Origin of the sequence: Blastococcus sp. HT6-30 (genome assembly GCF_039729015.1) — a bacterium.
Lineage (GTDB): Bacteria > Actinomycetota > Actinomycetes > Mycobacteriales > Geodermatophilaceae > Blastococcus.
Map to the genome: position 1 here is coordinate 1184126 of NZ_CP155792.1, position 12306 is coordinate 1196431.

General features: G+C 74.7%; 14 protein-coding genes. 7 read left to right on the forward strand and 7 right to left on the reverse strand.

Annotation, left to right across the window (positions count from 1 at the left end):
* Positions 1–79: 79 nt before the first annotated feature.
* Positions 80–742, forward strand: coding sequence for a DsbA family protein (locus ABC795_RS05680; protein ID WP_347059954.1), 663 nt, complete (start codon positions 80–82; stop codon positions 740–742).
* 61 nt (positions 743–803) lie between these two features.
* Complete coding sequence (locus tag ABC795_RS05685) at positions 804–1565, forward strand: SDR family oxidoreductase (protein WP_347059955.1); 762 nt, start codon at positions 804–806, stop codon at positions 1563–1565.
* Positions 1566–1580: 15 nt separating this feature from the next.
* Here the strand turns inward: ABC795_RS05685 and ABC795_RS05690 are convergent, their stop codons facing one another.
* Positions 1581–1814, reverse strand: coding sequence for a DUF429 domain-containing protein (locus tag ABC795_RS05690; RefSeq protein WP_347059956.1), 234 nt, complete (start codon positions 1812–1814; stop codon positions 1581–1583).
* Positions 1811–2050, reverse strand: a complete 240-nt coding sequence (locus ABC795_RS05695; protein WP_347059957.1) for a DUF429 domain-containing protein — start codon at positions 2048–2050, stop codon at positions 1811–1813. Before ABC795_RS05695 ends, ABC795_RS05690 begins: the two co-directional genes overlap by 4 nt.
* A 26-nt stretch (positions 2051–2076) precedes the next feature.
* On the opposite strand from ABC795_RS05695, the gene ABC795_RS05700 reads away from it, so the two are divergent.
* Together ABC795_RS05700 and argG are read left to right on the forward strand one after the other, a co-directional pair.
* The gene (locus ABC795_RS05700) at positions 2077–2568 is read left to right on the forward strand and encodes a ribose-5-phosphate isomerase (protein ID WP_347059958.1); all 492 of its coding nucleotides are present in this window, start codon (positions 2077–2079) and stop codon (positions 2566–2568) included.
* A gap of 92 nt (positions 2569–2660) precedes the next feature.
* The gene (gene argG / locus ABC795_RS05705; protein ID WP_347059959.1) at positions 2661–4112 is read left to right on the forward strand and encodes an argininosuccinate synthase; all 1452 of its coding nucleotides are present in this window, start codon (positions 2661–2663) and stop codon (positions 4110–4112) included.
* Positions 4113–4118: 6 nt separating this feature from the next.
* Here argG and ABC795_RS05710 read toward each other — a convergent pair whose 3' ends face one another.
* Positions 4119–5363, reverse strand: coding sequence for a GNAT family N-acetyltransferase (locus ABC795_RS05710; RefSeq protein ID WP_347059960.1), 1245 nt, complete (start codon positions 5361–5363; stop codon positions 4119–4121).
* A 232-nt stretch (positions 5364–5595) separates the two neighbouring features.
* On the opposite strand from ABC795_RS05710, the gene ABC795_RS05715 reads away from it, so the two are divergent.
* The 3 genes from ABC795_RS05715 to ABC795_RS05725 all read left to right on the forward strand — a co-directional run bounded on the left by ABC795_RS05715 (position 5596) and on the right by ABC795_RS05725 (position 9333).
* The gene (locus ABC795_RS05715) at positions 5596–7290 is read left to right on the forward strand and encodes a hypothetical protein (protein WP_347059961.1); all 1695 of its coding nucleotides are present in this window, start codon (positions 5596–5598) and stop codon (positions 7288–7290) included.
* Between the two features lie 123 nt (positions 7291–7413).
* Complete coding sequence (locus tag ABC795_RS05720; RefSeq protein ID WP_347059962.1) at positions 7414–8394, forward strand: sigma-70 family RNA polymerase sigma factor; 981 nt, start codon at positions 7414–7416, stop codon at positions 8392–8394.
* A 144-nt stretch (positions 8395–8538) separates the two neighbouring features.
* Positions 8539–9333, forward strand: coding sequence for an ion channel (locus ABC795_RS05725; RefSeq protein ID WP_347059963.1), 795 nt, complete (start codon positions 8539–8541; stop codon positions 9331–9333).
* A 28-nt stretch (positions 9334–9361) separates the two neighbouring features.
* On the opposite strand, the gene ABC795_RS05730 is transcribed toward ABC795_RS05725, so the two are convergent.
* From ABC795_RS05730 to ABC795_RS05745, 4 genes are all read right to left on the reverse strand, one after another.
* Positions 9362–9760, reverse strand: coding sequence for a hypothetical protein (locus ABC795_RS05730; RefSeq protein WP_347059964.1), 399 nt, complete (start codon positions 9758–9760; stop codon positions 9362–9364).
* A gap of 386 nt (positions 9761–10146) precedes the next feature.
* Positions 10147–10743, reverse strand: a complete 597-nt coding sequence (locus ABC795_RS05735) for a hypothetical protein (RefSeq protein WP_347059965.1) — start codon at positions 10741–10743, stop codon at positions 10147–10149.
* A gap of 123 nt (positions 10744–10866) precedes the next feature.
* Positions 10867–11553 (reverse strand): helix-turn-helix transcriptional regulator, encoded by a 687-nt coding sequence (locus tag ABC795_RS05740; protein WP_347059966.1) that lies wholly within the window; start codon positions 11551–11553, stop codon positions 10867–10869.
* A 6-nt stretch (positions 11554–11559) separates the two neighbouring features.
* Positions 11560–11703: a tetratricopeptide repeat protein gene (locus ABC795_RS05745; RefSeq protein WP_347059967.1), complete on the reverse strand. Its 144-nt coding sequence runs from the start codon at positions 11701–11703 to the stop codon at positions 11560–11562.
* Positions 11704–12306: the final 603 nt, after the last annotated feature.

A 12306-nucleotide genomic window follows, 5' to 3' on the forward strand; every position in this document is an offset into this window, starting at 1 on the left:
CCCGGAGGACGCCGGACTTGCCAGCCACCAGTAGCGGCCCCGGGCACCTCCGGCCCGGGCCACGGAGCGAGGAGCACGAATGACCGACGCAGTGCAGAGCGCCCCCACCAAGGCCCGCGTGGACTTCTGGTTCGACCCGCTGTGCCCCTGGGCCTGGCTCACCAGCCGCTGGGTGCTCGAGGCGGCGAAGGTCCGCGACATCGACCTCCACTGGCACGTGATGTCGCTGGCGGTGCTCAACCGGGGGCGCGACCTGCCCGAGGACTACGCCGAGATGATGAAGCAGGCCATCGGCCCCGTGCGGGTGGCGGTCGCGGCCGCGCAGCGGCACGGCGACGAGGTGCTCGGCGACCTCTACACCGCCATGGGCACCCTCCGGCACCACGAGGGCCGGGAGCTGGAGGAGATCATCGCGCCGGCGCTCGAGCGGGTGGGCCTGCCGGCGGAGCTCGCCGAGGCCGCCGGCTCCACCGAGTACGACGAGGCCCTGGAGAAGAGCCACCACGCGGGCATGGACCCGGTCGGCGACGACGTCGGAACCCCGGTCATGCACATCGACGGGGTCGCCTTCTTCGGCCCGGTGATCAGCAAGGTGCCGACCGGCGAGGACGCCGGCAAGGCCTTCGACGGCGCCGTCCTGCTGGCCAACCTCCCCGACTTCTGGGAGCTCAAGCGCACCCGGACCTCCGGCCCTGACATGGAGTCCGTCCCGGCCGACGCGCTGGAGCTCACCCGCCGCTGACGGAGGACCCCGTCGACGGCGGGCCCGGCACCGGGGCCACGGGGTGCGGCATCCTGACGGGATGCCGCACCCCACGCGCCAGCGCATCTTCATCTCCGGTGCCAGCTCCGGCCTCGGCGAGGGCATGGCCCGCCGGTTCGCCGCGATGGGCCGAGACCTCGCCCTGTGCGCTCGCCGGATCGAGCGGCTCGAGGCGCTGCGGGCCGAGCTGCTGGCCGCCCGTCCCGGCATCCGGGTCGAGGTCGCCGCCATGGACGTCGACGACGCCGGCTCGGTGGCCACCGTGCTGCCCGAGCTCGCCGACCGCCTCGGCGGGCTGGACCGGGTGATCGTCAACGCCGGCATCGGCAAGGGTGCCTCGGTGGGCGCCGGCGAGGCCGCGCGCAACCGCGCGGTCCTGGTGACCAACGTGCTGGGGTCGCACGCCCAGTGCGAGGCGGCCATGGAGATCTTCCGGCGCCAGGGCATGGGTCACCTGGTCCTGGTCTCGTCCGTGGCCTCGGTCCGGGGCATGCCCGGCAGCCGCACCGCCTACGGAGCCAGCAAGGCGGCGCTCAACTCCCTCGCCGAGGGCATCCGTTCCGACGTCTACGGCTCGCAGATCGTCGTCTCCACGGTGCTGCCGGGCTACATCGCCACCGACATCAACGTCGGGCGTCGGGGTCCGCTCACCGTCGGCCTGGACAAGGGGGTCGACGCGCTCACCGCGGTCATCGAGCGCGAGCCGGTCCGCGGCTACGTGCCCGAGTTCCCGTGGCGACCGGTCGCCCGCCTGCTCCGGGTGCTCCCGCTGTCGGTCGTCCGCCGGGTCACCGGCTCATGACGGGACCGACCCCGCTCACCAGCTGATCCGCATCGGCCGGCCGCGGGCGTCGCGCGCGTCCTCGCCCACGCTCTGCGCCGTGCCGGCGGCGATCCGAGCCGCGGACCACGCCGCTGCGCACGCGTCCAGCGCGTCGACCATCGGCACGCGGACCGGCGCGCCCGCCAGCGCGTCCTCCACGTCCATCACCCCGCGCAGCGCCGTCAGCCGCTGCACCGTGCCACGGGCGGTGGTCTTCGGGTCGGTCACCCGCGGATCGGTCGCCCGGAACGCCAGCTCCGGGTGCACCTCCACCACCCGGTCGGACGGCGGACGCGGACGCCGTCGTCGGACAGCCCGATCGGCATGTCGATCGCCACCACGTCGACGTCGGGCACGGCGAGCACGGCGGCGACGTGCTCCAGCACCAGCAGCGTCACGGACCGGCCGTCCAGGAGTGCCCCGACCCACCGCCCGCGCCAGCCGTCGACTCCCAGCACCGCCACGGCGGGAGCCTGTCAGACTCCCGGGCATGCGCGTCTTCATCGGCACCGACCACGCGGGCCTGGACTTCAAGGAGCACCTCAAGCGGGCGCTGGCCGAGGCCGGCCACGAGCCGGTCGACTGCGGCGCGTTCGAGTACGACGCCCAGGACGACTACCCGCCGTTCTGCTTCGAGGTGGGAGAGCGGACCGTGGCCGAGCCCGGGTCGCTGGGCGTGGTCATCGGCGGCTCGGGCAACGGCGAGCAGATGGCCGCCAACAAGGTGCCCGGGGTGCGCGCCGCGCTGGTGTGGAACACCGAGACCGCGCGGCTCGCTCGTGAGCACAACGACGCCAACGTCGTCTCCATCGGCGCCCGGCAGCACAGCGACGAGGAGGCCACCGCGCTGGTGCTGGAGTTCCTGGCGACGCCGTTCAGCGGCGACGAGCGGCACGTCCGGCGGATCGGGCTCGTCACCGACTACGAGCGGGACCGGCACCGCCCGGCGGGGGGCCTGCCCACCCGGACGCAGCACCCCTGACGGAGGCGCGGGGGGGCGGTGGACCGCTCCGGCTGACCGGTTCGGGGAGGGCGGCGCTGCATGACTATGCAATGTCGTGCATACTTGTCCCCGTGTCCAAGGTGCTCACCTCCCTGCCCGTCGGCGAACGCGTCGGAATCGCCTTCTCCGGCGGTCTCGACACCTCCGTAGCGGTCGCGTGGATGCGCGACAAGGGGGCGGTGCCCTGCACCTACACCGCCGACATCGGCCAGTACGACGAGCCGGACATCGCCTCGGTCCCCGGCCGGGCGACCGCCTACGGCGCGGAGCTCGCGCGGCTGGTCGACTGCCGGGCCGCCCTGGTCGAGGAGGGTCTGGCCGCGCTCACCTGCGGCGCCTTCCACATCCGCTCCGGTGGCCGCAGCTACTTCAACACCACGCCGCTGGGCCGCGCCGTCACCGGCACCCTGCTGGTGCGTGCGATGCTCGAGGACGACGTCCAGATCTGGGGCGACGGCTCGACGTTCAAGGGCAACGACATCGAGCGCTTCTACCGGTACGGCCTGCTGGCCAACCCCTCGTTGCGCATCTACAAGCCGTGGCTGGACGCCGACTTCGTCACCGAGCTCGGCGGCCGCACGGAGATGTCGGAGTGGCTGGTCGCCCACGGTCTGCCCTACCGCGATAGCGCGGAGAAGGCCTACTCCACCGACGCCAACATCTGGGGCGCCACGCACGAGGCCAAGACCCTGGAGCACCTGGACGCGGGGCTCGAGACCGTGCAGCCGATCATGGGGGTCCGGTTCTGGGATCCGTCGGTCGAGATCGCCCCCGAGGACGTCACGATCGGCTTCGCGCAGGGCCGGCCGGTGAGCATCAACGGCAAGGAGTTCGGCTCGGCCGTCGAGCTGGTGCTGGAGGCCAACGCCATCGGCGGCCGGCACGGCCTGGGCATGTCCGACCAGATCGAAAACCGCATCATCGAGGCCAAGAGCCGCGGCATCTACGAGGCCCCGGGTATGGCCCTGCTGCACGTCGCCTACGAGCGGCTGGTCAACGCCATCCACAACGAGGACACCCTGGCCAACTACCACAGCCAGGGCCGCCGGCTGGGCCGGCTCATGTACGAGGGGCGCTGGCTGGACCCGCAGGCGCTCATGCTCCGGGAGTCCCTGCAGCGGTGGGTCGGCATGGCCGTGACCGGTGAGGTGACCCTGCGGCTGCGACGCGGCGAGGACTACTCGATCCTCGACACCGCCGGCCCGGCGTTCAGCTACCACCCGGACAAGCTCTCCATGGAGCGCACCGAGGACTCCGCCTTCGGGCCGGTGGACCGCATCGGGCAGCTGACCATGCGCAACCTGGACATCGCCGACTCCCGCGCCAAGCTGGAGCAGTACGCCGGCCTGGGCATGGTGGGCGGCGGGGCGACGCCGGCCGCGATCGGTGCCGCGCAGGCCGCCGCCACCGGTCTGATCGGCGCCATGGACGTCGGCGGCGCCGAGGTGATCGCCTCGCGCGGCGAGGTGTCGGCCGACGAGGAGCTGCTCGACCGGGCCGCGATGGAGTCCGGCACCGACTGAACGGGGTCAGAACTCGTCGGGGCACCAGGGCGCGATCGGCCAGCCGAACGCCGTCGAGGCGAGGGTGACCGCGCCGGGGCTCACCTCGGTGACCCGGCCGGCGCCCTGCAGCGCGGCCAGCGAGGTGCCGCCGAGGTAGGCCGCGGAGAGTTCCTCGATGCCGAGCACGATGTCCGGGTCGCGGTCGGTCCGGCCGCAGTAGCCGCCGGCGGGGTGGCCGGACAGCCGCCAGCGGCCGTCGTTCCACGGGCAGAACGCATCACGGACCTCCAGCACCAGGTCGATGGGTGCCGGATAGCGGCGGGCGGCCAGCGCCCGGCCGACGTCGACCACCCGCACCCAGAGCGCGTCGACCGGGTGGGCGTGCAGCGCGCGCGGATCGGTCAGCAGGTGGCGCACCGGGTCGTCGGAGGAGGCGTGCGGCGCGGCCACGGTGCGCACCAGGTCGTGGGACAGCAGGAAGCGCCACAGCGCGGCGTAGGCGGTGGGGCCGGTGGCCCGCACCTCCTCGACGGTGAGCGTGCTCTCCGGCTCGCCGGCCGCGGTGAACGTGCCGGTGATCCGGTAGGTCGCGTAGCCGTCCACCTCGCCGTCGGCCCCCACGTGCAGCGCGTACTGCCGCTCGTTCGCGCCGTGCCGCTCCTCCGGGACGTCGAGCAGCCGGCGGCCCCACCAGCGGTCGTCGCGGACGAGGTTCCCCGGCACCCAGCGCCGGACCGCCTCGTAGACCCGTGCCGCGGCGGGCCGGAACTCCTCGGCGTCGACCAGCCGCACGCGCCCGTCCCCGGTGTCGACGTCGTCGCGCACCCGCAGCCGTCCGGCCTCCCCGGTCCAGCCACCGCGCCAGGACGCGGGGGCGTAGCCGAACCGGCCGTAGATGGAGCCCTCCGCGGCCCACAGCGCCGCCACCGGCTCGCGCTCCTGCTCGTGCAACTCGGTCAGCTGCCGCCGCATGATCGCCGTCAGCACCCCGCGGCGGCGGTGGGTGGGGGAGACGCTGACCCAGGTGACTCCGGCGGTCGGCACGACGGCGCCGGGCACGCTCATCCGGAAGCTGTAGAGCCCGGAGGTGGCGACGATCCGGCCGTCGTCGTACAGGGCGAGAGAGCGGTCCAGCTCGGCCACCGGCGGCACGGTCTCCGTGTAGGGCCCGGTCAGCGGATCGCCGAACACGGTGTGCATGGCGCGGGTGAAGGCCGGCCACTCGTCGGCGGTGATCGGGCGGAGCTGGGCGGAGAGGTCGTCGGCCACGGGGCGTGTCTACCGAACGGGTGCGACGGGACGCCAGCGAGTTGCGGGCCGGTGCTCCACGCACCGGGGGCCGCAGATCGGGGTCGGCTGCTGGGATGCCGCCACGCCGGAGGAGCGGCGTCCGGTGTCGGGACCACCCTCGAGCGGGATCCGGCTAGGGTCGGTGCCGCTGGGCCTGCCGTCGTCGTCGTGCCCCTGCGCCACCGGCGTGCCCGGCGGACGGAGGAAGCCCGTGCGCGCTCGCGCGCTGCCCCTGGCAGTGGTCGCCGCCCTGTTCACCGCGGCCTGCACCGGTTCGCCGGAGGACGGTGCCGGAACCGAGGAGCAGGTGGCCCAGGTCGCCACCACCGCTCCGGGTGAGCGCCTGACCCTCGTCGCGGACGACGACCCGGTCGCCATGGCGGCCAGCGCCAGCCGGACCTTCTTCGAGGAGGCGGGGGTGGTCGTGCTCGCCGCCGAGGGCGACCGGGCCGGCACGCTGCTCGGCGCGTCCGCCGCCGTCGCGCTCGGCGTGCCGCTGCTGCTGGGCGCCGACGGCTCCGGCGTCGACGAGCCGGTCCGTGGAGAGCTCGAGCGGTTGGGAACCACCACGGTGCTCGCCGTGGGCGAGGCGGCCCCGGCGCCGGCCTCCTCCTCGTCGTCGGCGTCGCCCGCCGAGGAGGACCCCGAGGTCATCGGCGTCCCGGCCGACCCGGCCGCCCTCGCGGCCGCGCTGGACCGGGAGTTCGCCGAGGCCGACCCGGTCGCCGACGACGGCGCCGTCGCCGCCGTCGCGGCGCTCGACCCCGCCGACCCTGCTGCGCTGCGCCCGGAGGGCGCCCCCGGCGGCTCTGCGGAGGAGGACGACGAGGGCGGCACCGACGGCTCGCTGCCCGAGATCGAGGGCGCCGAGCCGATCGCCGGCACCCTCGTGCTGACCACCGGCACCCCCGACGCGCTGGCCGCGACGGCGACCGCCCGCGCCGCCGGCGCCCGGGTGCTGGTCACCGGCGGACCGACCGACCCGCGCGCGTCCGGGGAGCTGATCGGAGCCCTAGCCGAGGACGACGCCGAGCACGTGGTCGCCCTGGGCGCCGGCTTCGCCCAGGAGCAGGGCCTGGACTGGAAGCTGGCGACCGCGGCGACCGGGACCGAGCTGCCCGGCGGCGGTCAGCTCCTCTTCCCGGGCCGGATGATGGTGGCGCTCTACGGACACCAGGGGACCGCCGCGCTCGGGATCCTCGGGGAGCAGCCGGTGGATGCCGCGATCCAGCGGACCCGCGACCACGCCGCGCCGTACGAGCCGCTGGTGGACGTCCCCGTCGTCCCCGCCTTCGAGATCATCGTGACGGTGGCCTCGGAGTTCGCCGGGCCCGACGGCAACTACTCGACCGAGAGCGCCGTCGAGGACGTGCGCCCGTGGGTCGAGGCCGCGGGGGGCGCCGGCCTCTACGTGGTGCTGGACCTGCAGCCCGGCCGGACGGACTTCGTGACCCAGGCCGAGCTCTACCGGCCGCTGCTGGAGCTGCCCTACGTGGGCCTGGCGCTCGACCCGGAGTGGCGGCTCGGGCCGAACGAGGTGCACCTGACGCAGATCGGTTCGGTCGGCATCGAGGAGGTCAACCGGGTGGTGAACTGGCTGGCCGACCTCACCCGGGAGAACCGGCTGCCGCAGAAGCTCCTCGTCCTGCACCAGTTCCGGATCGACATGCTGCCCGGGTTGGACCAGCTGGACATGAGCCGGGACGAGCTGGCGATCATGATCCACGCCGACGGGCAGGGGCCTCAGGGCTCCAAGCAGGCCACCTGGCGGGCGCTGCACGACAACGCACCCGAGGGCCTGTTCTGGGGCTGGAAGAACTTCTACGACGAGGACAGCCCGATGCTGAACCCCCAGCAGACGATCGAGCAGGTCGAACCGGACCCGGACCTGGTCACCTACCAGTAGCCGGGTCCCGGCACCGGGTGGGCGGCACGGCCGCCGGGTCCGACCGGGAGGTGGGAGCTTCCCCGATCCGTCGGTGCCCTGTGGTGTGCTGGCGCGTGTCGTCGACCGGAGGAGTGGTTCCCCGTGACCAGCGTTGCGCTCGGCTCCACTGATCAGCTCGACCCGCGGCTGCTCGAGCACCGCCGCGAGCTCACCGGGTACTGCTACCGGATGCTCGGCTCGGTGTTCGACGCCGAGGACGCGGTGCAGGAGACGATGGTCCGCGCCTGGCGGGGGCTCGCCGACTTCGAGGGCCGGTCGGCGGTCCGCTCCTGGCTGTACCGGATCGCCACCAACGTCTGCCTCGACCAGCTCTCGGGCCGGCAGCGCCGGGCGCTGCCGATGGATCTGGCGGGCTCGCCGTCCCCGCCGGTGGCGGCCTCGCTGGCCGGGCGCCGCCCCACCACGGCGTGGGTGGAGCCGGTCCTCGACCGGCAGGTGCTCCCCGAGGACGGCGACCCGGCCGAGCAGGCGGTGGCCCGCGAGTCGGTGCGCCTGGCGTTCGTCGCCGCGCTGCAGCACCTGCCGCCGAAGCAGCGGGCGGTGCTGATCCTGCGCGAGGTGCTGCGCTGGAGGGCCGACGAGGTCGCCGAGCTGCTCGACACCACGGTCGCCTCGGTGAACAGCGCGCTGCAGCGGGCCCGGGCGACGCTCGCCGACGTCGGGGGACGCCCGGCGCCGCGCACGCTGGACGACGAGGGCCGCGCGCTGCTGGCCCGCTACCTCGACGCGTTCGAGCGCTACGACATCGACGCCTTCGTGCAGCTGCTGCACGAGGACGCCACCCAGCACATGCCGCCGTTCGAGATGTGGCTGCGCGGGCGCGACGACATCGCCACCTGGATGACCGGACCCGGCGCCGGGTGCAAGGGGTCGCGGCTGATCCAGACCTCGGCCAACGGCACGCCGGCGGTCGCCCAGTACCGCCCGGCCGAAGGCGGTGGCCACGCGCCGTGGGGCCTGCACGTGCTGGAGATCCAGGACGGTCGGATCGCGCACATCTCCAGCTTCCTCAACCTCGACTGCGAGTTGTTCGCCGCGCTCGGGCTGCCCTCGGAGCTGTAGCCGCCGGCCCGCCGCGGATGTCCGGCCGGTCGGCGCGCGCTCGACCGGGAGCGGTCACCGCGTCAGCCCGGCGAGATGACGGCGCCGGTGCCGACCCGGCTCGGTCACCGTTGCGGGCGGGGCCCGCGGCTACCGTCGGACCTCATGGCGGATCCGACGACGGGGGACACGCGCCGCGAGCGGTGGGAGCGCGGCACGGAGTGGCCGCTGACCACGGCGGCGGTGCTCTTCCTGGCCGCCTACGCGTGGCCGATCCTCGAGCCGGACCTGGCCACGCCGTGGCGGTGGCTGTGCAACGTCCTGACCTGGGTCACCTGGGTGGCGTTCGCAGTGGACTTCGTCGTGCGGCTGACGCTGGCCCAGCGGCGGTGGCAGTTCGTGCGAACCCACCTGCTCGACCTCGCCGTCGTCGTCCTGCCGCTGTTCCGCCCGCTGCGCCTGCTGCGGCTGGTCACCCTCCTGTCGGTGCTCAACCGGCACGCGGGCCGGTCGCTGCGCGGGCGAGTGGTCATCTACGTCTCCGGCGCCACCGCGCTGGTCATGCTCGTCTCGTCCCTGGCCATCCTCGACGCCGAGCGGGGCGCCGAGGACGCCAACATCGAGACCTATGGCGGGGCCCTGTGGTGGTCGTTCGCCACGGTCACCACGGTCGGCTACGGCGACCAGTACCCGGTGACCACCACCGGACGGGTGATCGCGGCCGGGCTGATGCTCGCCGGGATCGCGCTGCTCGGCATCATCACCGCCACCTTCGCGTCCTGGCTGGTGCAGCGGGTCGAGGAGATCGAGGACGAGTCGGCCGCAGCGACCCGTCAGGACGTGCAGGCGCTGGTCGCCGAGATCGCCGCGCTGCGGGCGGAGGTCGCGCGGGGAACCGGGCACGCCGGCGACGGACCTCCCGGTACCGGGTCGACCGCCGAGGAGGCGGCCAGGCGGTAGCGGTCACTCCCGGTCGTGGCCGGCCGTCTCACGCCGTCGACCCGGACCGGCTCCCCGCGGGAACGCCGCCGGTCACGCTCCCGCCGGCAGCACGGCGGGGTCCGAGCAGCACCCGCCCCAGCACGCGCGGGCGCATCTGCGACGGCGGCCGGGTGAGTATCCCGATGACCCGGACGAACGCCGCAGCCACCTCGGGGTCGCGGTGGGCGACCGGGAGCAGGCGCTCCAGGTAGGCGGTGGTGAGGCGCCAGGGCACCGGTCGAGGGCCCTCGACCTCCGGGTGCGCGAGGTCGCATCCCGTGGCGAGGTCCCACGCGTCCTGCACGGCCCACCGCGCCGCCGACAGCGTCCGCAGGCCGACGCGGTCGAGGCCGTGCGCGTCCAGGACGCGGCCGAGTTCCAGGGCCTCGATGATCGCCACGGTCATGCCCTGCCCAAGCGGGGATCGAAGGAGCACACCGCGTCGCCGGCGAGGAGGTAGCCCTCGGGCAGGCGGCGCAGCCGGTCGTACCGGTGCCGGGAGAACGAGGGGAAGGCGGCTCGCGCGGCGTCCCCGATCGGCTCGGCGCCGGCGACGACGTCGTGCAGGTCGCGGCTCCAGAGGTCGGCCGCGTAGTCGGTGAAGCCGTCCAGGTCCGCCGGGGGCGTTCCCCAGCATCCCGATCAGGGTGACCAGCCACCGCCCGTCCTCGACGGCGAGCGCGACCCCGCCTCTGCGGCCGCCCGGGGGGACGTCCACCAGCACGTTCCGGCTCCCGCCCAGGTCGGCGGGGTCGCGGCGGAACAGCCGCGTGGTGTAGTGGATGTCGACCTTCAGCCGCTCCTCGGCGGGCGGTGCGAAGCCGAGGTCGGCCAGCCAGCGCGGCGACCGGGAGCTGCGGCCCGTGGTGTCGACCACCAGGTCGGCGTCCAGCGTCCGCTCCTCGGTGGGGTCGGCCTCGACCGCAGCCGCACCCCCGTCACACGGCTCCGGTCGCCGGTCGTCCGCAGGTCCCGGGCGGCCCAGCCGTCGAGCACCTCCACCCGGTCCAGCGCCCGGACCCGGTCGCGGACGACGCCCTCAATGAGCGGCCGGGTCGCTCCCGCGATGCGGAGGTCCGAGCCGGTCAGGTCCAGGCGGCCGCCGCCCATGTGGAAGCGCCACTCCGGCGCCGGGATGACGTGGGCGCTGCCCGCGGCGAGGTCCTCGACGATGCCGGGCAGCAGCTGTTCCAGCCGGGTCAGCCCGCCGGGCACCAGCAGGTGGATGTGCTGACCCTGCGGCACTCCCCGACGGTCCACCCGGCCGTCGGGCAGGACGTCGCGGTCGACCAGCGTGGCGCGGTCGAAGCGGCGGGCCAGCGGTACGGCGTGCACGAGCCCGGCCATGCCGGCACCGAGCACGACGGCGTGTTCTCCGAGGTGGGTCACGGCTTCCTCCTGGCGGCAGCGACGGTGGCGTCAGCCCACGCTACGAACGGCGGCGTCCGGTCGGCATCGGGCAGATGGTGCAACTCGGCGAGGAGCGCGACTGCACCATCCTGTCCACGCCGGCTACACCAGGTCGTGCTCGTAGGCGTACGCGGTCGCTGCGGACCGGTTGGGCAGCGCCAGCTTCGTGAAGACGTTGTGCAGGTGCCGCGCCACGGTCTTGTCGCTGATGACCGGCTGCTCGGCGATCTCGCGGTTGGTGCGGCCCGCAGCGACCAGGCGGGTCACGTCCAGCTCGCGCGGTGTCAGCCCGGCCGCAGCGTCCGGCCCAGCGGACCCCGGACGCGCGAGGTCCGGCGCGGCCCCGACGGCCGTGAAGACGCGCACCGCCGCGGCCACCTCCATGGCGGCCGTGTCGTCGTCACCGAGCGCCCGCAGGGCCCGGCCGATCAGGACTCGGGTCCGGGCCGCCTCATAGGGAGCGGGCAGCGCCGCCCAGCTCCTCAGGGCGTCCGACAGCTCCTCGAGCGCCGGCCCGCACCTGCCCTGGGCGAGCGACACCGTTCCCCGGGCGCGCGCGGCGGTGGCCCGGAGGACGCCCGTGCCGACGTCGTCGGCGATGCCGTCCAGCTCGACGCTCGCGGTCCGCGCCGCCTCGACGTCACCCGCGGCCAGCATGATCTGGACGGCGGCGGCCAGCAGCTCCGCCCGCGGCCGGGGCGCGCGACCTCGTCCACGACGCCGTGATCGCCGGGGGCGGACCGGCCCGCCGGGGGCGGACCGGCCGACGGCGCAGCGGATCGCGGCCACCGCCGTCTACGTGCGTCCCTGGGCCAGCCGCAGCAGCGCCAGTCCCGGGTGCGGGTCGTGGCCCAGGGCGACCGCCTGCTGGAAGGTGGCCTCGGCGGCGGCGTGCTCACCGCGCATGCGGTGCAGCTCGGCTCGCTGGTAGTAGGCCATCCCGGCGGCCCCCGGAAGGGGACGAGACCGCCCTGCGCCTCGCACCAGCCGCTCAGCGCGGCCGTCCACTGCTGGGCTCGCCGCAGGTCGAGGACCTGCTGGCAGGCGAGGAGCACGGCGCAGTACACGATGCCGGCGGCGATCGGCGAGACGCGCCCGGCCCGGACCGCCACCATCGCGTCGTCGAGCTCGGCCAGGCCGCGGGCCGTCTGGCCGTTCCGGATCAGCGCCTGGCCCTGCCCGAGGCAGCCGAGCGCCGCCAGGTCGGCGTCGCCGAAGCGCCGGCCGATCGAGGTGGCCGCGGCGAACGCACGGAGAGCTGTGGCCGGATTCCCGCCGTCCAGCTCCTGCAGCCCGGCCGGGAGCAGCAGGTACCCACGTTCGGCGCAGTCCTGCGGCGCGCCCTCCTCCAGGACCCGGTGCGCGCGGGCGAGCAGCAGCACCAGGCCGAGCCAGAAGGCGCACCGAGCAGCGGGCAGCACGTCGCCGCGGTCGGCTGCGTGCTGCATGGTTCCTGGCTACACCTCGGCCGGTGGTCCGGACAGGGTTCACCGCGTGGCGCGCGGTCAGGTGCCTGGAGCCGGCGGATGACCGGGGGGCGAG

What these genes read in the sequence shown, in the direction of transcription:
- ABC795_RS05680 (WP_347059954.1), top strand. Translation starts at nt 80, where the DNA reads ATGACCGACGCAGTGCAGAGCGCCCCCACCAAGGCCCGCGTGGACTTC.
- ABC795_RS05685 (WP_347059955.1), top strand. Translation starts at nt 804, where the DNA reads ATGCCGCACCCCACGCGCCAGCGCATCTTCATCTCCGGTGCCAGCTCC.
- ABC795_RS05700 (WP_347059958.1), top strand. Translation starts at nt 2,077, where the DNA reads ATGCGCGTCTTCATCGGCACCGACCACGCGGGCCTGGACTTCAAGGAG.
- ABC795_RS05725 (WP_347059963.1), top strand. Translation starts at nt 8,539, where the DNA reads ATGGCGGATCCGACGACGGGGGACACGCGCCGCGAGCGGTGGGAGCGC.
- ABC795_RS05730 (WP_347059964.1), bottom strand. Translation starts at nt 9,760, where the DNA reads ATGACCGTGGCGATCATCGAGGCCCTGGAACTCGGCCGCGTCCTGGAC.
- ABC795_RS05745 (WP_347059967.1), bottom strand. Translation starts at nt 11,703, where the DNA reads ATGGCCTACTACCAGCGAGCCGAGCTGCACCGCATGCGCGGTGAGCAC.